General features: G+C 35.6%; 26 protein-coding genes. 9 read left to right on the top strand and 17 right to left on the bottom strand.

Annotated features, from left to right (window positions below; all coding sequences use genetic code 11):
* Window positions 1-604: 604 nt before the first annotated feature.
* Both BR30_RS0115535 and BR30_RS0115540 read right to left on the bottom strand, forming a co-directional pair.
* Window positions 605-1,801, bottom strand: a complete 1,197-nt coding sequence (locus BR30_RS0115535; protein ID WP_026565792.1) for an FAD-dependent monooxygenase — start codon at window positions 1,799-1,801, stop codon at window positions 605-607.
* 301 nt (window positions 1,802-2,102) lie between these two features.
* Window positions 2,103-2,606 carry a DinB family protein gene (locus BR30_RS0115540; RefSeq protein ID WP_026565793.1) on the bottom strand — a complete coding sequence of 168 codons (504 nt, stop codon included), beginning with the start codon at window positions 2,604-2,606 and terminating at the stop codon, window positions 2,103-2,105.
* A 624-nt stretch (window positions 2,607-3,230) separates the two neighbouring features.
* Between BR30_RS0115540 and BR30_RS0115545 the strand changes: the two genes are divergently transcribed.
* A complete protein-coding gene (locus tag BR30_RS0115545) occupies window positions 3,231-3,689 on the top strand; it encodes a LytTR family DNA-binding domain-containing protein (protein ID WP_026565794.1) in 459 nt (152 codons plus the stop codon).
* On the top strand, window positions 3,686-4,105 hold the full coding sequence (locus BR30_RS0115550; protein WP_026565795.1) for a DUF3021 domain-containing protein: 420 nt from the start codon (window positions 3,686-3,688) through the stop codon (window positions 4,103-4,105). The genes BR30_RS0115545 and BR30_RS0115550 overlap by 4 nt, the downstream gene beginning before the upstream one ends.
* 498 nt (window positions 4,106-4,603) lie before the next feature.
* Here BR30_RS0115550 and BR30_RS37940 read toward each other — a convergent pair whose 3' ends face one another.
* From BR30_RS37940 to BR30_RS0115575, 5 genes are all read right to left on the bottom strand, one after another.
* Window positions 4,604-4,822, bottom strand: coding sequence for a hypothetical protein (locus BR30_RS37940; RefSeq protein WP_231507731.1), 219 nt, complete (start codon window positions 4,820-4,822; stop codon window positions 4,604-4,606).
* 132 nt (window positions 4,823-4,954) lie between these two features.
* Window positions 4,955-5,191 (bottom strand): hypothetical protein, encoded by a 237-nt coding sequence (locus tag BR30_RS0115565; protein WP_026565797.1) that lies wholly within the window; start codon window positions 5,189-5,191, stop codon window positions 4,955-4,957.
* A 20-nt stretch (window positions 5,192-5,211) separates the two neighbouring features.
* Window positions 5,212-5,334, bottom strand: coding sequence for a hypothetical protein (locus tag BR30_RS38445; RefSeq protein WP_269320617.1), 123 nt, complete (start codon window positions 5,332-5,334; stop codon window positions 5,212-5,214).
* A 65-nt stretch (window positions 5,335-5,399) separates the two neighbouring features.
* Window positions 5,400-5,912 (bottom strand): GNAT family N-acetyltransferase, encoded by a 513-nt coding sequence (locus tag BR30_RS0115570; protein WP_026565798.1) that lies wholly within the window; start codon window positions 5,910-5,912, stop codon window positions 5,400-5,402.
* Between the two features lie 218 nt (window positions 5,913-6,130).
* Window positions 6,131-6,682, bottom strand: a complete 552-nt coding sequence (locus tag BR30_RS0115575) for a GNAT family N-acetyltransferase (RefSeq protein ID WP_026565799.1) — start codon at window positions 6,680-6,682, stop codon at window positions 6,131-6,133.
* Window positions 6,683-6,913: 231 nt separating this feature from the next.
* Here BR30_RS0115575 and BR30_RS33655 point away from each other — a divergent pair, with 231 nt between their 5' ends.
* The 3 genes from BR30_RS33655 to BR30_RS0115590 all read left to right on the top strand — a co-directional run bounded on the left by BR30_RS33655 (window position 6,914) and on the right by BR30_RS0115590 (window position 8,890).
* A complete protein-coding gene (locus BR30_RS33655; RefSeq protein WP_035445640.1) occupies window positions 6,914-7,126 on the top strand; it encodes a hypothetical protein in 213 nt (70 codons plus the stop codon).
* A 299-nt stretch (window positions 7,127-7,425) separates the two neighbouring features.
* Window positions 7,426-8,001: a dihydrofolate reductase family protein gene (locus BR30_RS0115585; RefSeq protein ID WP_026565800.1), complete on the top strand. Its 576-nt coding sequence runs from the start codon at window positions 7,426-7,428 to the stop codon at window positions 7,999-8,001.
* 493 nt (window positions 8,002-8,494) lie between these two features.
* Window positions 8,495-8,890, top strand: a complete 396-nt coding sequence (locus BR30_RS0115590) for a DUF3224 domain-containing protein (protein ID WP_026565801.1) — start codon at window positions 8,495-8,497, stop codon at window positions 8,888-8,890.
* Window positions 8,891-8,992: 102 nt separating this feature from the next.
* On the opposite strand, the gene BR30_RS37945 is transcribed toward BR30_RS0115590, so the two are convergent.
* From BR30_RS37945 to BR30_RS0115595, 3 genes are all read right to left on the bottom strand, one after another.
* The gene (locus BR30_RS37945; RefSeq protein WP_231507732.1) at window positions 8,993-9,130 is read right to left on the bottom strand and encodes a hypothetical protein; all 138 of its coding nucleotides are present in this window, start codon (window positions 9,128-9,130) and stop codon (window positions 8,993-8,995) included.
* 315 nt (window positions 9,131-9,445) lie between these two features.
* Window positions 9,446-9,568: a hypothetical protein gene (locus BR30_RS38450; RefSeq protein WP_269320618.1), complete on the bottom strand. Its 123-nt coding sequence runs from the start codon at window positions 9,566-9,568 to the stop codon at window positions 9,446-9,448.
* A gap of 337 nt (window positions 9,569-9,905) precedes the next feature.
* A complete protein-coding gene (locus tag BR30_RS0115595) occupies window positions 9,906-10,328 on the bottom strand; it encodes an organic hydroperoxide resistance protein (RefSeq protein WP_026565802.1) in 423 nt (140 codons plus the stop codon).
* 179 nt (window positions 10,329-10,507) lie between these two features.
* Between BR30_RS0115595 and BR30_RS0115600 the strand changes: the two genes are divergently transcribed.
* Window positions 10,508-10,945 carry a MarR family winged helix-turn-helix transcriptional regulator gene (locus BR30_RS0115600; protein WP_026565803.1) on the top strand — a complete coding sequence of 146 codons (438 nt, stop codon included), beginning with the start codon at window positions 10,508-10,510 and terminating at the stop codon, window positions 10,943-10,945.
* A 79-nt stretch (window positions 10,946-11,024) separates the two neighbouring features.
* On the opposite strand, the gene BR30_RS0115605 is transcribed toward BR30_RS0115600, so the two are convergent.
* Entirely contained in the window at window positions 11,025-11,687 is a 663-nt protein-coding gene (locus BR30_RS0115605; RefSeq protein ID WP_026565804.1) for a TetR/AcrR family transcriptional regulator, read from the bottom strand.
* Window positions 11,688-11,920: 233 nt separating this feature from the next.
* Between BR30_RS0115605 and BR30_RS0115610 the strand changes: the two genes are divergently transcribed.
* Window positions 11,921-12,559, top strand: a complete 639-nt coding sequence (locus BR30_RS0115610; RefSeq protein WP_026565805.1) for a nitroreductase family protein — start codon at window positions 11,921-11,923, stop codon at window positions 12,557-12,559.
* Window positions 12,560-12,591: 32 nt separating this feature from the next.
* A complete protein-coding gene (locus BR30_RS0115615) occupies window positions 12,592-12,888 on the top strand; it encodes a putative quinol monooxygenase (protein WP_026565806.1) in 297 nt (98 codons plus the stop codon).
* 548 nt (window positions 12,889-13,436) lie between these two features.
* On the opposite strand, the gene BR30_RS0115620 is transcribed toward BR30_RS0115615, so the two are convergent.
* From BR30_RS0115620 to BR30_RS0115640, 5 genes are all read right to left on the bottom strand, one after another.
* Complete coding sequence (locus BR30_RS0115620; protein WP_026565807.1) at window positions 13,437-13,820, bottom strand: VOC family protein; 384 nt, start codon at window positions 13,818-13,820, stop codon at window positions 13,437-13,439.
* Window positions 13,821-13,909: 89 nt separating this feature from the next.
* A complete protein-coding gene (locus tag BR30_RS0115625; protein ID WP_026565808.1) occupies window positions 13,910-14,188 on the bottom strand; it encodes an ArsR/SmtB family transcription factor in 279 nt (92 codons plus the stop codon).
* A gap of 304 nt (window positions 14,189-14,492) precedes the next feature.
* Complete coding sequence (locus BR30_RS0115630; RefSeq protein WP_026565809.1) at window positions 14,493-15,281, bottom strand: ABC transporter permease; 789 nt, start codon at window positions 15,279-15,281, stop codon at window positions 14,493-14,495.
* Entirely contained in the window at window positions 15,278-16,183 is a 906-nt protein-coding gene (locus BR30_RS0115635) for an ABC transporter ATP-binding protein (RefSeq protein WP_026565810.1), read from the bottom strand. The genes BR30_RS0115630 and BR30_RS0115635 overlap by 4 nt, the downstream gene beginning before the upstream one ends.
* Window positions 16,180-16,419 (bottom strand): PLDc N-terminal domain-containing protein, encoded by a 240-nt coding sequence (locus BR30_RS0115640; protein ID WP_026565811.1) that lies wholly within the window; start codon window positions 16,417-16,419, stop codon window positions 16,180-16,182. Before BR30_RS0115640 ends, BR30_RS0115635 begins: the two co-directional genes overlap by 4 nt.
* A 126-nt stretch (window positions 16,420-16,545) precedes the next feature.
* Here BR30_RS0115640 and BR30_RS0115645 point away from each other — a divergent pair, with 126 nt between their 5' ends.
* Window positions 16,546-17,091: a helix-turn-helix domain-containing protein gene (locus BR30_RS0115645; RefSeq protein ID WP_026565812.1), complete on the top strand. Its 546-nt coding sequence runs from the start codon at window positions 16,546-16,548 to the stop codon at window positions 17,089-17,091.
* 341 nt (window positions 17,092-17,432) lie between these two features.
* Here BR30_RS0115645 and BR30_RS33660 read toward each other — a convergent pair.
* Window positions 17,433-18,303 (bottom strand): reverse transcriptase domain-containing protein (locus BR30_RS33660; RefSeq protein WP_035445641.1); only part of this gene is annotated, 871 nt, incomplete at its 5' end.

An 18,303-nucleotide genomic window follows, 5' to 3' on the forward strand; every position in this document is an offset into this window, starting at 1 on the left:
GTAAAAACCGGTAAGGAGAAACCACGAATTGTACTTGTGATATGCCTAAATAGGCTAACTCACGTTTTAAGTTAGTGGAAGCTCCTTTATACGGAAAGATAAAATGTGAAAACCCACGAATATCAGAGTGCTAACCGCAGTTGAGATTTTTGCCTTCGTGCCGTGTGCTTAACTTTTTATATTAATATGAAAGGAGTAATCTTATTCATTCTCAGCTTTAAAAAGTATCTCAATCTCCAAATTGGCTGTCAAGGAGAGCACTTGACAGCCAATTTGGAGATTGAGGAGCAGTTAGTAAGCTGAGAAGGAGATTCCCTAGCCTTGAAAAGGCTGAAACCCAACTAAAAAGCGAAGAAGCCGAAAAACGCTTCTCTTCTTAAAGTTGCCCAAAAACCGAGACCAAAACCAATTTGGTAGGGAGCATTGACAGTTTCGTTCATATCAGTACATTTTTTCACAAACTTATTTCAGTAATGCTGCCCCATGGAGGTAAACTTTTTACTCTCTATAGGAACCCCCAACACGATTTTAGGTTAGTCCACTGTAACACTCCAACCAATTAATTAATGTCGGCTAAAACTCCTTCAACTATCCATAACAATTATCAATAATCTTTCAGCTCTATCCCATTAGCAGCTTTCGCTATCATTTTCGAAATCATCATAAATTGTACGTTCATAATGGCAGGTATGCGCAACATTAAATTGCGTAGAAAGATTTTGAAGTTTGATTTTTCAATCATACTCCCGGCAGCTATTCGTCCTATTTTTTGATTTTTCTCAACAAACTTCCTCATTTTTTGTTCATAGGCAACAAATGCACGGGTGAAATCGCCATTGGCAGCTTTGAGTTCACCAGCTAATACAAAAGCCCCAACAAGTGCCAGACTAGATCCTTGACCCGATAGAGGTGATGGACCATACGCCGCATCGCCCACCAATGTAATCCGCCCCTTTGACCATGTCGGCATGTGAATCTGGCAAATCTCGTCAAAATAAAAGTCTGTCGCATCTTTCATGGTTTTGAGTAGATGCGAGGTTTCCCAACCTGTATGACCTAAGAAGGCATCTTCTACAAGTTTCTTTTGAAATTCCGTATCATGGCGGTCGTACTTTAATGCCTTTGATTGGAACAAGAACATCCCCCTTGCTTCGGTATTGTCACGAGCGCTATACATACCTGCAGTTTTGCCTGGTATCGTATAAAGCAGCTGACGGTGGTCGAGGTTGAGGTAATTCTCGAGGGTGAAAATCGAGATATAACAGCCAAGTGTACGTTTAAACTGTGATTCGTCGCCAAAAGTTAAGGTGCGCACATTAGAATGGAGCCCGTCCGCGCCGACGACCAGGTCAAATCTCTGTGGCTTGCTATGAATAAATTGAACTTCTACACCAGCTTCAGTCTCATGTATAGTGGCAATCGAATCGCCCCAAATGTATTCAACCGTATCCTTGGTTAAATCGAACAAAATGTTACTAAGATCGTCACGCATGATCTCGATGTCCAGCCCCTGCTGGTTCCCCATACTTGATTCGCTTATTTGACCTCCGATCTTGCCATTGCTATTCACGAAGTAAACACCAGTCATGTTCGTGTCAGCTGCACGAACTTGATCGAGTATCCCCATACCCTTAAGCACCGTAATGGCTGCACCACGGATATCAACCCCGTAACCACCCGTGCGTAATTCTGGTGCACGTTCTATTACAGTCACACCGAATCCGTGGCGGTGAAGCCAGTATGCGAGTGCCGGACCGGCAATGCTCGCACCAGAAATAAGGACACGCATTGTTTGTTTCATAATGCTTATTCACTCCTAATCTAATTAAAGTCTTAACATCTCCAAGTATATTCACGTCCTATTTTACTTATTTAACCTTTTGCTGATTAAAAGCTGAAACTAAGTCCAACTATTCTGCTCCGTTAGTGCAACAAGAAAAAAGGATCGCCGCAGCAACCCTTTCTTAAACTCAAGCACCCGTTAGCTTAAGTACACTTTTTTACAAACTCATACAAAAGCACCGTTAAATTACGATCCCTTTTTTCAAATAAAGCATTGTTTGTACTGCTTGTTTATATTACTCAACGCTCAATAATTGTAATTACATTTTAGGGGCTTCCATACCTATCATAGCCCATTCCTCTTTTGATGGACCATAAAGACCAGGAACTGTTAAACCTGCTTGACGCATAAGAATTGTCATTTGTCCTCGATGGTGAATTTGATGTTGAATTAAAAAAGATAAAATCTCTCCCTTTGACATTTTATGCCCAAACATATCCTGTACTTCTCTAAGACTGCTGTCAGTCCACTGATTTTTTACTACTTCAACCAAACCATTACTTGCTTGTTGATAGCTGTCAGAGATGAACTTTGCTGAAGTTGGAACTGGATAATCTTGATTAGGTGAATCAAAAGAAAGGTCTGTTCGAGATGTCACAACGCCAATTGCTGTTACCGTATGCCAAGCAAGTCGTCCTAACGTCCAATTTTGAGGTGTTACTTCTTGAGGTAATGATTCATCAGTAAGTTGATTAAGGATTTTCTGAGTAGCGTCTGCTTCAAATTTCCATAATTTAAAGAAACCATCTAATGTTTGAAACATATTCATCCTCCTCACTTAAATACTTCACAAATATATTCTACACTCTCAAAAAGATGCCTGCTCATTTAACAAAAAACCACTAATTAATTTCTAAATCAATAATACTAATTGAAGTTATTATTAGCTATCTTGTTGAACTAACCTGCTCCGTTACTTTAAGTGTATTTCTTCACAATCTTTTGCGCTAAACATTGAAAAAGATAATAAAATTCTCATTTTATTATAGAAAATAAAAAAGGACCGATTTGGTCCTAGTAACTCTTAATCAACAAAAGCACCCGTTACTCTAAGTACAATACTTCACAAAGTAATGAATAATTCTCATCAAAAATACTGTAACCATTCCTCTCTCACAGTTGAAGGTTTTATGCCTTTCTTTATAACTAAACAAATTGTTGTTTTCGTTAACGGACCATAGGATTCCTTTTATGTAAGTCACCAACTATTTTCCACAAGTTACCCTTCATTTTTATTCCACTTACTGGAATAATGGAGACTTGAAAGGGATTTCATCATACAATTTGATTAGATAGTCAATGAGAGGAGGGAATTATAAGAACAGATATTAACAGACATCGAGAGCAGAAACGATTATACTTTTAGGTGAAAAGAGGTGTCTGAAATTTGAAACTTTTCCTTAATATTGACAAAGCACTTAAAGAAACAAGAGTTACCATCGAAGGAACTGAGTTGGATGAACATATACAGGAATTAATTGACTTCATCTATGGTAGAGAGCAACAATTCCTGATTGGAAAAAAGGGAGAAATGCAACATATTCTTAAACCAGATGACATCCACTATTTTCATACTGAAAACGATCATATTATCGCCGTAACGGAAATAGATTCTTTTATTTTAAAAGAGAAGTTATATGAGCTCGAGGCCCTGCTCCCTTCTAAAAAATTTATCCGCCTGTCTAAATCGGTTATCGCCAATTTAAATCAATTAAGCCGATTTGAAGCATCATTCAATGGTACACTCTGCGTTTACTTCAAATCAGGAAAGAAAGAATATGTGTCTCGTACCTATGTCCCTGCGATTAAAGAAGCTCTAAAATTGAACAGGAGGAAAGTAGAATGAAAACATTTATAATCCGCAGTTTTATCGGTATTTTCTTCGGATGCTTTATTGCGGTTTTAGTCACCAATTTATATATTTATTTCGGTGGCTTCGAAATGATAGATGGACCATTATTTTTGAAAAACTCCATCGGCTCCGCTCTTTGTGGCTGGTTGTTTACAGTCAGTCCCTTATACTTTGAAAACAGGAATTTGAAACTATCCCAGCAGACGATTCTCCATTTTTTAACCATCATAGTCCTATACCTCATCTTGGCACTCACGATTGGCTGGATTCCATTTAATATTACCAGCATTTTGTTAACACTCTTAATTTCCATTGTCGTCTATACGATCTATTGGGTTGCATTTTATCTTTACTTCAAAAATCAAGCACGGAAATTAAATCATGATTTAAAGAAACTAGATGGCTGTTGAATATCTGGTAAAGTTACACCCAAAATATTAGTGGAAATTGCAAATTCCATATCATAAAGTTGAAAAAGCATCAGTTATAAAGCCGATGCTTTTTTTAAGTCATTCTTCAACTAACCTGCTTCGTTAGTTAAATAAGGATAAAAAAAGAGCGACTTCTCAGCCACTCTTAATTAACCATTTTTTGATCTTTGTTTATTCTGTTTATAAATATAATCGATCCTGTTCATTGTCCTATATCCTAAAATACCAAGGATTATTGTATATATCGTTGTTAAAATTAAGCCAAGTATAGCAATCCAAAATAACGATGTTATCTTCCTTCTTTTGTTAAGCACAACAAATTACCTCCACGAATTAATCGTTATTATCTTGCACCTAATAAGGGAGATTATTACAAGAACAACAATTGATAAGAACGACCACTCAAGTCATTCATTCTAATTTTAATTAAACTCAAGAACCGGTTAGCTTAAGTGAATTGGTTCACAATTGCCTAATCTATTCAATTATCTCGCCTGAATAAACTTTCAGTATTTCTTTAGCAATTGCCAATGCACTGTTTATGTTGTCAGTAAGTGAAAAGCCTGTGGACTTTTGTAGCCAAGTTTCCCATTCGCTATCCCAAAAATAAACGTCAATTTCTAAAAGCCCATCTTTCAAACGTTTATTAAATTTCCACTTTATATGACATACTAGGTGAGTATATTTCTTTAACAAGTTCAAGCATAATTCTACACTCCCCTATGAATATGTATCTAACCGCAACTCCTCATTAAACTCAAGCACCTGTTACTAAAAAACGTCATCACTTATTGAAGAATCGCACCGGGTAATTCAAGAACAATTAGATTAAAGAAATGGTTCAGTGATTCCGTATACCCCGACAGCCAAACACAAAAGTCCCCCAACCATAAACAAAATTTTAATGAACCAGAAATTAAAAGAGACAGGTAACGGGGTTATATACCTGATATGGTCATACGTTTTATTGTTCAAGAAACGTTCCCTTGTGGCATGGAAGAACATATAAATTGCAAGAACTCCAACCATAAAGCTGAAAATACCAGCATAAAAGTCTTTTCCCATTCCATTAACCTCTACCTATCTTAAATTTCATCTTTCTCATACGTTTCCCCAACCAATATTGTTTCAATGCTTGTTGAACTAAACTGCTTCGTTAGTTCAACAAGAAAAAGCTGCCTCAATGACAGCTCCGATCTTTCGCTCAAGCACCAGTTAGCTTAAGTACATTTCTTCACAAACTTTTTTGAAAATTAAGAACTAAAAAAATCAGCTATTGTCCTATTAAGCTATAACGCCAATTATTGCACCGCATAAAGCTTCCTGGAGGATATTCGAATTCGGATTCAGAGATAAATTGAAAGTGAAGCTTTTGACAAATTGCATTAGAAGCAGGATTATCAATCGATGGGAATGCATGAATGTATTTATATTTGTTCTCACTAGATGCTTCTTTTATTACTAACTTTACTGCATTTGCAGCTATTCCTTTCCCTTGATAAGAAGGTAGAACGCTCCACCCAGTTTCATATACACTTTCATTATTCCAAGTAGTTTGCCAATAACCCACGGAACCCACTGGTTCTAATTCTGGCAACAATATAATTCTGAACATACGTCCTCTATTACCAAGCTCAAGATAACGTTTATGTCGTTTCAAAATCTGATCTTCATTCTCTGGACCTCCAAGATGTTTCATCATTTCTGGAGCGTTTATACGAAAAAGTAAATCAAGGTCAGTATCTTCCCAAGGCTTTATCTGAATGATATGGTTACTAGCTTCCAAATTTTCTTCATCCCCTCACTAGTTAATATGTACTCTTTCTTTACGAAAGCAAAAATTCCTTTATTTAATAATATTGAATTTAAACTAAACTGCTTCGTTAGCACAACAAGGAAAAAGACCGCCTCAGCGATCATTTCTTCAATTCTTGCACCCGTTTGTTTAAGTACATTTTTTCACAAACTAAAAAAGTGTATCGTAACAGATTTCAACAAATTAAACTATTCCTCTAAAATAGAAAACATCTTTAAATCCTGATGTTTTCCTTTTACAAACATCCCTTTTCTAAGTATCCCTTCAAATGACATTCCCGTTTTTTCCATCACTCTTGCTGAACCGATATTTTCTACAAAGCACCTTGCCTGAATACGCACTAAATTCATTTTTTCAAAACCGAATTTTATTACTTCTTTTGCTGCCTCAGTGGTCAAGCCCATTCCCCAATATTCTTGAGAAATAACATAGCCGATTTCAGCAATTTTGTGATTTGATTGCCACCAAACAAAGTCAATAGTCCCTATGAATTTTCCATTTTCTTTGTATTCGATTCCCCAAGGAGCAACTTGACTGTTTTCATATTTGTTTAAGACAAAGCCAATAAATTCTTTTGTGTCAGATAATGTTTTGTGGGCATTCCAAGTAACATACTTAGTTACTTCTTCATTTGACCCATATGAAAACATATCTTCAGCATCATCTAAAGTAACTTTTCTAAGTATAAGACGTTCAGTTTCTAATATCGGTAAATTACCATATATTTTTTCAATGTCCATAAGATGCCCTCTCCAATTTAACTTGATAAACACTTATTCTATAAGAGTTTGTACTACTCCTTCTTGTTCAACTAAACTGCCCCGTTAGTCTCAATAAGATTAAAGCAGTATTGTCAAACGTATCTGTAATAAAATGACAAATTTATGAATGTGGAGAAAAACTCTTTTCAATTTCATTTTTAATTGATACAATTCCTATTAAAGAAGTAGGAATAGTGGGTGTTTTCAAAAATGTCTTTGTATGAAAAATTACCAAGTGATTTTTTGATTCAATTTTATTATGAAGTGAAGAAAATGATTTCAAAAGGATTAGTTTCTAAAAATATGTACTATGAATTAGGACTAATAATTGCAGCTGCGTCAAGAAGAGGGATACTATTGGATAAGCCAAAAGATTTTGAACAACACATTGTCCACGAATTATTAATGGAATTAAGTAACTAGAATTCCGCCGTGATTGAATAAATAGTTAATCGTAAGAGGTCTTGCATTAAACAAACAAAAAAGCCACTGATAAAAATCAGTGGCTCTCTTCAACTAAAGCACCCGTTTGTTTAAGTGTAATTCTTCACAATCTTCTCTTTAACAAAACAAAACGGGACTGATGCTGGCACCGTCCCATTTTATTTTAATTATTGTAATTTATATAACTTTTTTACCAAAATTTATAAAAATTGGTTATACTTGCATTAGAGGTAAAGAAGTATGAAAAAAATATCCCTCATGAACAAAGGAGACTAAAAATGAGAAAACTCGTTCTATTTCTGCACGCATCGCTTGACGGTTTTGTAGAAGGTCCGAACGGTGGAATGGACATTGGCTGGGTTTCATACGATGCTGACCTGGAGAAACACGCGAAAGAAATTCTGAGTACTGCCGACACTGTCATATGGGGACGTGAGACTTATCAGATGATGCACAGTTACTGGACATCTGTGCCTTCTGACCCCTCAGCTTCGCAGCATGAACGGAATCATGCCGAGTGGATCGAAAAGACACCCAAAATCGTTTTTTCCACGACGTTGGAGAAAGTTGAATGGAACAATTCCAGACTGGTGAAAGAAGATGTCGAGGAAGAAATCAAGAACCTCAAACAGCAGCCAGGCAAGGATATGGTCATCCTCGGCAGTCCTAGGTTAGCACACTACCTTATGCAGCATGATTTAATAGATGAGTATAAAATTACAGTTTCTCCCGTCCTGATCGGCAGCGGGTTGCCGTTATTCCAAGGTCTCAAGGAGAAGATCAATCTTAAACTGATCGAAAACAAGACATTTGATTCTGGAGCCATAGCCCTCGTTTACCAGACGGTTAGATGACCTTTTCTCCTAAAGCAGATTACGACGGATACGATAGCTCAATAAGCCTCCTCTTCAACGAGGCGGTTTTCTTATCGTAAAGATCAACATCAGGATTTAATATAGCCTAAATCTAAGATGATGACGCAAACATTAAGTAAATCATACCGGTAAAACAATTTGGGTTAAGGATCCCTAAAAAAATGCAAAATCAAGCAATCAAAAGCTAATGAAAAAAAGAGCGAAATGAAAAATTGGTATGGAATGATTACTTTAACCTTAAAGTTTGAAAAAATACAATCTTTAAGAAAAAAGAGAACAGCAAAAAAAGACCACATTTAGGTCCGGTAATTCAGTTTCTTCAAGTAAAGCACCCGTTACTTTAAGTGTAATATTTCACAAAGTTCGTAAAGAAAAATTAATAAAAACAATCCTATTCTATTATTAATAATGGTACTTTTTGGATGTTATACTTGAGGTTAATTACTATTTAATAATGAAGGGAGATTTACGTATGGAGGTAAGATTTACAGTAAGCAAATGGGATGAAAAGCCAGTAGATAACACTAGAAAAGAATTTCCTATTAATATTGCCCATGTTGAATATGATATTGAGGGTGAATTAACAGGAAAAGCTTTTGTCGAATATTTATTATTTTATATAGACTCTACTATAGATGATGGTCACTTGGCCACTTCTAAAATTTCCGGATTTCTGCATTTCGAAGGAACTTACAAGGGAAAACAGGGGACATTTACTGCTATAGAGCAAGGAATATTTGATAAAGGAAATCTAGATTCTCCAGCAACAATCATCAAAGCTACCGGTGACTTAGAAAGCTTAAAAGGGTCTTATAATTATAAGTTTACAGGTGAAACCAGTAGGATGATTCTAGACTTTAAATTCTAACAAAACAGTAAAAAAGGGCATCTCTGTACTACCAGAAATGTCCTTTTCGTCGAACGAGCTTCCTCAACTTTCCTTCCCTTTAGTGCAATAAGAAAAAAAGAGTTACCGCAGCAACCCAATCATAATACAGATAGGTAAGGGTTTGAAGTTATCGCTCCCTTTTTCCCCCGTCCACACCGTACAAGCGGCTTTCACCGCATACGGCGTTCCAACTATACCAATCCACTTTAACCATAACACTGTTCAGTATTGTGATACTTAATGTGTTTCATTTCTTCCGTTTCAATAAGTCGGTGCCTCCCGTGGGAGGTAAACCTCTTTTAGTCATACGAGAACCTTGTTGTTGCGCTAGCGCCCTTAAGCAAAAAAGTTTTTTGCCCCTTGATAGGCCGACTAGCTGACTTAGCTTTCAGCCGGATAGGTTCGGGTGTCCTGCCGGCTAGAAGGTTAGTCGGCTTGCGATGTTTATGATTCGTAAGGCAAAAGGGGAAAATATACAAAAATAAAAGCAGCTGATTCAGCTGCTCTCCTTTTGTCTTTTATTCTTTTAATCTTTCAGACTTTTGAATTCCGTTTTTCGACTCGTTTGGTATGGCGGCACGCCGCAAATGGAACAGGAACCAACGGAATGTAGGCTAAAGCCTTACAGACCATGGTTATCGGACCATTTAGTGCCAAAGCGACACGTACGGAATGACAGAAAGACGTCTTTCCTTTCTGATCAGTCCGTAGTGCTGACGTCCGAAGAAAGATGAGCATTGTTTTGAACGAGTTCTATTAAATCATGATTTCATCAATTTCTATATTAAAGTAAAAATTCAACTCTTCCCCTATTCTTAATCACCCAAAGTTCCAACTGATTCACTTTCTTTTCCTCCTTTTCAAGCAATTGAAGGAGAGGCCAAACAAAGCAATTCAGGACAAAATTGTTACTTTGAAAGGATAGCTGATTTTTATTTGAAAGAATGACAAAGAACTCTAGAAGACTATACAGAACGTTTCTAAAGGAGAAATTTTAGATTACACTCGTTATTAATTTGACATCCATATTCCCATTCGTTGCTTTAGAGTAAGGACAAACACCATGAGCTTTATGAACTAACTCCTCTGCCTCTGCTAATGATACCCCTTTGATCGACACGTTTAAGACCGCAGCTAATTTAAACCCTCCATCCTGATCTTTTCCAAGTGAAACTTCCGCCGTAACTTTAGAGTCAATTCGTTTTCTCGCTTGTCGTGCGACCAAATTTAGCGCACTATCGAAGCAGGCTGCATAGCCGGCAGCGAATAATTGCTCTGGATTCGTTGCATTTTCTTTTCCTTGACCGCCTAAAGATTTTGGCATTGAAAGAGCTAAATTTAATGTTCCGTCACTGCTTGTTACTTTCCCTGCTCTGCCACCTTCAGCTGTTGCACTTGCGGTATATAATAATTCCATAAAAAATCACCCCAAAATATAATTTTATAAAATTTAATTGTGCACAATTTATTTTATAAAATTATAGTAACGATAAAGTATTCTGAAGTCAATAATTAAATTGTGTAAAATTAAATTGTGGTTTAAATAATTGTTAATTGTATTATAATGGTACTAATGAAAGATGAAAGGACAAGAAAATGGAAAATAATCAATTAAAACTTGAGGACCAAATATGTTTTAAGATTTATTCAGCCGAACGTGAAATCACTAAATTATACAGAAATTTATTAGAAGAATTGGATGTAACGTATCCTCAATATTTAGTATTATTGGTACTTTGGGAGGAAAAATCGGCGACGGTTAAAGAGCTTGGCCAAAAGTTATTTTTAGATTCGGGAACGTTATCACCTATGCTAAAGCGAATGGAAGGGAATAATCTTATTGAACGCCGAAGATCAATAGAGGATGAAAGAACGGTCATCATTTCATTAACCAAAAAAGGTGAAGACTTAAAAGATAAAGCTCAATGTATTCCTTCAAAATTACTAGAAAATCTGCCCTTAGATATGAAGGAATTAAAGAATTTAAATCAAACACTATCAACCATTTTAAATAGAATTCAACAGAAAATATAAAGCTCGTTTAAAAACGTAAGTTGTCAACAAAAAAATACTAAAGACTCTTACCAGCGCGTAAGAGTCTTTAGTATAGTCATTAGATGGCTGCCAGCTTTTTGAGGATGCTTTCCACCATTGCATTAATATCTTCATTTTCCGTGTTTTGCAAGTACTCGGGCTTTAGGACCTGGGTTTTCTTCGCCACATAATAATCGAATAGAGCCTGTTTCAATGACAATTCCTCTTCCACTAAAAAGGTTGTATTCACTAATTTCCCTACTACCGTTTCATCCTGAATAATTAAGATGGAGGGATTCAATTGATTAAAAACTTCTGCATTCATGCCATTTCGATAAAATGTATGAATGGCAGATAGTTGTTCTTTTCTTGATTGCATCTTTTTTTCATAAAGATGCCTACAGCTTCTCTTTAAATCAGTCAAATATATATCTGAAGCATAAACAGCTGAAAAAACAGCTTGTTCAAACACTTTTTGGAAACGAAGTGGATAAGATAACTCTTCATTGGAAATGGTTTGACCCGTTTCATTTATATAATCAATACAGAGATTAGTCAGCTCCAAAATAATGTCTTCCTTCGAAGAAAAGTAGTTATACAAGGAAGCCCGGCTTAAATTCATCGCTTTTGCGATATCTTGAATGGTAAGGGAAAGGAATCCTTGAGTCCGAACGTCATGGATTAACTTTTTTACATAGGCTTTTCTCATCATCTGTCTTTCATCAGGTGCAATTTTTCTCAAACTACCACTCCCTATATCAGGAAATTATATCATAATCCAATGGTGTTCATTCAAATTCTGATATTCCAATTCTTTTCAGTTTACAACTAAAAGAAAGTGGAGTAAGGTTATACGCAGTTAACATTTTAGACACTTTATAATATTTTTGTCTAAAATGAATAAAAGTATTTAAAGAACTCAAATATTATAGACAATACTTAAAACGAAAAGAGGAGAATATAACAATGACTTCTATGACTACAGCACAAATAACGAATGATTTTAATAAAATTGTGACAGAACGCCGTTCCATTAAAAATTATGATAATTCCGTAAAAATCAGCTATGAAGAAATGTCAGAGATTCTTACATTAGCAACACGTGCTCCTTCTTCTGTTAATATGCAGCCATGGCGCTTTCTTGTGATTGAAAGTCCTGAGGCAAAAGCAACACTTGCCCCACTGGCACGTTTTAACCAAACTCAAGTTGTAACATCATCAGCAGTTATTGCTGTTTTTGGTGATATGAATAATTTTGAGAAATTTGAAGAAATCTACGGAGCAGCTGTAGAGAAGGGATTTATGCCTTTAGAAGTAAAAGAAGGAATTCATGCTTCCTTTTCAGGCTATTTTGAAACGATTTCACGTGAAGATTTGAAAGATGTTGTTTTAGTGGATGGCGGACTTGTATCCATGCAGTTAATGCTGGCTGCCCGCGCTTATGGATACGATACAAATCCAATCGGCGGATATGAAAAAGACAAAATTGCAGAAGCATTTGGATTGGATAAAGACCGTTATGTTCCGGTTATGTTAATCTCTATTGGTAAAGCAGCAGATAACGGACATCCATCAGTCCGTCTGCCTATTGATCAAGTCGCGCAATGGAAGTAATGAAATTTAAAGTAAGAAGGGATTGACGTTCGATGATTATTATTCATGCAACATTCCATATAAACCCAGCGAAACGGGATTTGTTTCTAGAGGAAATTCAGCCGTTAATTGCTGCCTCAAGAGAAGAAAACGGAAATATTTCATATCGCCTTCAAAAAGATACAGAAAACGAAAATGTATTTACGATGGTGGAAGTTTGGCAGGATATGCAAGCTGTTGCCAATCATAACTCAAGCGAGCACTTTACCAAGTTCGTAGCAAATGCAAAGAACTTTTTGACTGCACCATTAGAGGTTAAAGCATTTGAGGGGCATCCATTAAAATTATAGATTTCGGCTTCTTAAATATTTTTACCAGTATTTTTACAAATAACTATTGTTAAACCTCTGATAAAATAATATAGAGGTGAAACAGATGTTTATTAGTCCGATGCTGCTGGAAAGGGTAGATCAGCCATTTGATTCGGACGAATACATTACCGAACTTAAATTATCAATACCTAAATCGTAAAAAGCCACAAAAAATAAAGGGTGATACATATTATACATGGCTAATATGTATCACCCGTTTAATTCTTGTTCAACAAATGCGTCCGATTGCTAAATATGGGAAAATGTAAAAAGGCTCAAAAATGGCACTTTAGTTATTTTACTAAAGCACCCTTTAGTTTAAGTGAACTTATTCACAATGGCACATTTCGATTGCAGAATGAGAACAATGTCATTTTTCTTTAAAACCTTAAACATGTTTAATCCCCGTCCTAAAATTAGGACGGGTTAACATAATGTTGTTTAATTGTTGATAAAAACACTTCACCCAACTTAAAACTTACCAATAAAGTCGTTTAGAACTAGGATACATCTATTTCTACATAAAGTTACTGCTGCATTATCTGAATAAGGTTGCCGCATGTATCATCGAAGACAGCTATTGTGACTTTGCCCATTTTTGTCGGCTCCATGGTAAACTTCACGCCGTTTTCCAATAATCGTTTGTACTCTTTATGAATATCCGCAACGCCAAACATTGTTGCTGGGATGCCCTCGGCAAATATCTTCTTTTGATACTCCTTTGCAGCAGGATGCTCATTCGGTTCGAGTAAAAGCTCGGTACCGTCATGTTCATCGGGAGAAACAAGCGTAATCCACCTAAATTTCCCCATGGGAACGTCATGCTTTTTTACAAATCCCAGCTTTTCTGAAAAAAATTCCAGTGCCTTGTCTTGGTCTTGTACGAATATACTGGTAACAATGATTTTCATAATGTTTTGCCTCCTTTGATATTTATGATGTTGGTGCTCTGGCTCCAAACAGAAAAAAACCTACATATGTCAGAAGTTTTTAAATAAAATTACTCTATCCATCCTTTTAGCAAATTTTTAAGTGGTTCGTTGTTAAATACCACTACTCGATATTTTCCCTTTCGTTTTGATTTTACGAGCTCTGCATCTTCCAGTACAGAAAGATGTTTAGCTATCGCCTGCCGCGTAATGGAAAGGTCGTGCTTCGTAATGAGACGTACCGTAAGTTCATACAACGTCTGCTCGTTGCGTTCGGAAAGTTCGTCTAATATTAGTCGCCGAGTCGAGTCGCCAAGTGCTTTGAATATAGCGTCTTTGTCCCAATTCATATATCGAGTATAAGCAACTCTACGGTTGCTTGTCAAACATAAGCAACTGTATGGTTGCGTGATAATGGAACCGTATCATGCAACCGTTAAAGTCACATTTAATCAACTACTTATTGAGCTAAACTGCTTCATTAGTTCAATAAAAAAAGCCACCATTATGGCAGCTGGATCTTCAACTCTTGCACCCGTTACTTTAAGTTTCGTTCATATCAGTACAATAATTCACAAAAGATCAATAACTCTATTTTCTCTTTAACTTTACTTCATTTTTCTGTTAATACCGTTCATTTCTAAAATGCTCTATTTATTCATGTTTCCACCTTTTATGATCAATCCAATATTTTGTTACAAGGAACGTCAGTAAGATACAAAAAAACGATGTGAATAGATTTCCAATAATGGTCGAATTTACGGATCCTTTGATTAAGACCTCCATTGCAAATTTACTCATCACTGCTGGATTGGCAAAATCAATAACTGGATTTAAACCAACGATTACTCTACAAATCAAAAGGAACACGATCGATATCAAGGCAATTAGACCCTGATTGTTAAAAATGGTACTGATCATTGTAGTAAATGAAATCATAAATAAAACCCACACAAGATAAAACAATAAGGCGACCACTATGTCGGAAAAAGTCACACTCGTAAAAAGGTAGGAAACATATAAATAGGAAGCAAAGTATCCCAGCGCTAAACTAAAACAAATCAATAAATAATTTGAAACCAATTTACCACCTATATAAGAAAGAACCCTTACCGGTCTTGTTAGAATAAAACCTAACATCCCATTAACTTTATCTGATTGAATGATCCCCATCATTGAGATAACAATAATCATGATACCAAGTTGATCAAATTGAGATCCTAATGTGCTGGCTAGAATATCTCCGCCAGTCTGAGCTGTAAAACTCGAATCAATCGTAATCCCCTGACTACCACCTAAAGTTTTTAGAATGGAAGGCAAATAATAGGTAACAACTGGCTGAGTTATACCTAAAAGTAGAAAGACAATGGGTAACCAAATCACTTTGAATTCACGTACCATTTGAACAAATTCCTTTTTTGTCATTACAATAATACGATTCATTTTTCTATCACCCATTTTATGAAGATTTCTTCTAAAGTATCATGATGGATTTCAAATTTTACTAAGTCCACGCCTTTCTCCAATGCATCTTTAAGTAACATATCCTTGTTTTTGTCGATATTTTCGACTTTTACTTTGATTTTATTCCCAATTACCTCAACCCATTTCACATAAGGTAATTTTTTTACATCTTCAATCCAATTTTGATTTACCATCGAGATTTCTAATTTTAATTGGTTGTTACTATTACGGTTTAATAGTTCTGCAATAGTTGTATCTTCTATCTTGCAGCCATTTTTTATCATGACAAATCTTTCGCATATTTCTTCTGCATCGCCTAGTATATGGGTAGATAATAAAATAGTTGTTTCCTTTTTAATTTCTTGAATAAGATTTAATACCTCTCTTCGACCGATTGGATCCAATGCAGATACTGGTTCATCCATCACAATTAGTGAAGGTTTATGCAGCAGTGCTTGTGCAATACCTAGTCGTTGTTTCATTCCGCCAGAAAATGTCCCAACTTTTAAGTTTTCTTCCCTTTCAAGTCCTACCTTTGCCAAAATTTTAGGTATCGAGTTTATTAATTCTACTTTTTTCATTCCAGACAGCTGCCCCATAAACATAAGCATTTCTTTCGTTGTCATCCAGTTAAAAAATTCAGGGTACTGAGGCAAATAACCAATTTCTCTTTTCATTTTTGATATTTTCTTCCCATTCAGCATAACTTCGCCTGCATTTTGATTTATCATATCTACAATTACTTTTATTAATGTGGACTTCCCTGCGCCATTTGGTCCTATTAAACCGACACATTCCCCTGATTGCAACTCCATAGAGAAATTATTGACGGCGATTTTATCTTTGAATTTTTTTGTTACATTCCTAATCTCCAATTTCAAAAACTCTCACTATCCTTTCGTCCCAAAACAAAGTATAGAATTGGACCAATAATATTGATAAAAATAATAATCATCGTCCAAATAGGTAAATTTTTCCTCACTTTTCTATGACGGAATAAATCCAGTAAGGCAATGAAAACCAATAACGAACCTATAACAATAAATGGCAGGATAAAAGGGATAAAAGCCATAAAATCAATTTCCTTTATGTCTTCCAATTCATAGTGTAGTTGCACTCCATTCACCTCTTCTCATCAATCTCAATCTCATTATTGATAATGATAATGCAAAAGCGAGTGCGTTGCAATACTTAATCTCATTATTTATAATGAGATTAAGAACTAATGAATAAGGTGATTCCTATGATCAATAAGGTTGAAATATTAATGCATCCAGTAAGAATGAAAATTTTACAAGCACTAATGAGGGATAAAGAAATTGGTCTAACACCATTAGAAATGGTAGAGATTATTAAAGAAGTACCCAAAGCAACACTCTATCGACATATACAAATTTTGCTGGATGCAGGTATTATCCGAGTAATGAAAGAAAGAAAAGTAAAATCTGTGTCTGAAAAATATTACACATTAAATGAAAATGAGGCTAGACTTAATGTGAAGGAATGGAAAAAAGCATCTCATCAGGAGAAGCTTGATTATGTTTCTTATTACCAATTATCAGTTATGTCTCAATATCAGAGTTACCTTGAAAAATTAGAAAATCAAAACTGTCCAGAGGATTGTGCCACTTTTTCTCTAGTAGAATTAAAGATGAGTGATGAGAGGTTTAAACAATTTGAGAACGAATTAACTGAATTAATGACTAAATATTATCATGCTCCGAGCGAGAACAATGGGAAAGATGCTCCAGTTCGAACAATCGCTTTTACGATTATCCCAGATGCATAAAAAGGACATGACCCTTTTCTTTAGCCAAATATCGTTAAAAAGAAACGTCATTAGTCCTTCTACGAGAAAAAGGTGTTCTGAACAAACTTAATCAAAACACCTTTCTTATGCCAGAAAAATTTGAGTATCTAATATTTTGTTCCTATGCAACTGAAAAAATAAATATCCATTGATTTTACCAATTCTTGATTTTAATCCTTAATCCTACAACATTCTACTTCATTTCTTCTTTCACTAGTCGAGTAGAAGGGAATCTCTCTACCTCACGGTAGATTGTATTCCTCTCCCCTCACAGAACCGTGCTTGCGCAATTAACGCACACGGCTCCTCCTAGTTACCATTCACATAATGTAGCTAATCTCTTTTCTTAAGTCATATATGTTAACCTTAACTCTTGCGTAAGGTAGTGGGTATTTATTAAGAAAGAGTCTGAATTTATCCCAAGTAAATGATTTCCTTTGACTTCTTCTATTGAGCCATTTAAACAGTAAATATCCAATTTTGTCTCTGAATTTGTTTACACTTTGGGTATTATCTGTGATGCAATAATAATTGTAATAACCTATCAGTGAACGTCTAAATCTATCCATAATTATGTGAATATCTTTATTTCTACTAATCTTCAGCCATTTCTTAGACTCTTTGAGTTTGCCTTGGACTTTCTTCCTGCTTGACTTCCGTTTCACTCGGAAATTGCCTTGTTTACTTTTCCCACAATAGTGTGTAAAACCTAGGAAATCAAAGGTTGCTGGTTTACTGTTTCCCTTTTGTTTTGCATCTTTCTCCGCACACCTTCCGAAGGGAATAATTTTAGTTTTATCCTCAGCTATTTCTAAGTTAAATTTCTTTAATCTCAATTTTAATGATTCGAAGAATTGTTCAGCTTCACTTTTAGATTGAAAACAACAAACAAAATCATCTGCATATCTCACTATGAATGCTTGTCCTTTGCACTGTTTTCTAACCCTTTTCTCAAACCATAGGTCGAGGACATAATGGAGGTAAACGTTGGCTAATATCAGAGATATTACTCCACCTTGCGGTGTGCCATTATCTGTCTTGTATTTCTTACCTTCCTCCAAATATCCACCTTTAAGAAATCTACCAATTATTCTTTGAAGGTTAGGGTCAGAGATTCGCAATTTTAAGAACTCCAACATCCATGTGTGGTCAACGTTGTCGAAGAATCCTTTGATATCTACATCTACTATA

This window comes from Bacillus sp. UNC41MFS5, from assembly GCF_000686805.1.

Bases quoted from the DNA above. Each gene is read 5' to 3' on its own strand.
- BR30_RS0115535 (WP_026565792.1), bottom strand. From the start codon at position 1,801: ATGAAACAAACAATGCGTGTCCTTATTTCTGGTGCGAGCATTGCCGGT.
- BR30_RS0115540 (WP_026565793.1), bottom strand. From the start codon at position 2,606: ATGTTTCAAACATTAGATGGTTTCTTTAAATTATGGAAATTTGAAGCA.
- BR30_RS0115550 (WP_026565795.1), top strand. From the start codon at position 3,686: ATGAAAACATTTATAATCCGCAGTTTTATCGGTATTTTCTTCGGATGC.
- BR30_RS0115565 (WP_026565797.1), bottom strand. From the start codon at position 5,191: ATGGGAAAAGACTTTTATGCTGGTATTTTCAGCTTTATGGTTGGAGTT.
- BR30_RS0115575 (WP_026565799.1), bottom strand. From the start codon at position 6,682: ATGGACATTGAAAAAATATATGGTAATTTACCGATATTAGAAACTGAA.
- BR30_RS33655 (WP_035445640.1), top strand. From the start codon at position 6,914: ATGTCTTTGTATGAAAAATTACCAAGTGATTTTTTGATTCAATTTTAT.
- BR30_RS0115585 (WP_026565800.1), top strand. From the start codon at position 7,426: ATGAGAAAACTCGTTCTATTTCTGCACGCATCGCTTGACGGTTTTGTA.
- BR30_RS0115590 (WP_026565801.1), top strand. From the start codon at position 8,495: ATGGAGGTAAGATTTACAGTAAGCAAATGGGATGAAAAGCCAGTAGAT.
- BR30_RS0115595 (WP_026565802.1), bottom strand. From the start codon at position 10,328: ATGGAATTATTATATACCGCAAGTGCAACAGCTGAAGGTGGCAGAGCA.
- BR30_RS0115600 (WP_026565803.1), top strand. From the start codon at position 10,508: ATGGAAAATAATCAATTAAAACTTGAGGACCAAATATGTTTTAAGATT.
- BR30_RS0115610 (WP_026565805.1), top strand. From the start codon at position 11,921: ATGACTACAGCACAAATAACGAATGATTTTAATAAAATTGTGACAGAA.
- BR30_RS0115615 (WP_026565806.1), top strand. From the start codon at position 12,592: ATGATTATTATTCATGCAACATTCCATATAAACCCAGCGAAACGGGAT.
- BR30_RS0115620 (WP_026565807.1), bottom strand. From the start codon at position 13,820: ATGAAAATCATTGTTACCAGTATATTCGTACAAGACCAAGACAAGGCA.
- BR30_RS0115625 (WP_026565808.1), bottom strand. From the start codon at position 14,188: ATGAATTGGGACAAAGACGCTATATTCAAAGCACTTGGCGACTCGACT.
- BR30_RS0115630 (WP_026565809.1), bottom strand. From the start codon at position 15,281: ATGAATCGTATTATTGTAATGACAAAAAAGGAATTTGTTCAAATGGTA.
- BR30_RS0115645 (WP_026565812.1), top strand. From the start codon at position 16,546: ATGATCAATAAGGTTGAAATATTAATGCATCCAGTAAGAATGAAAATT.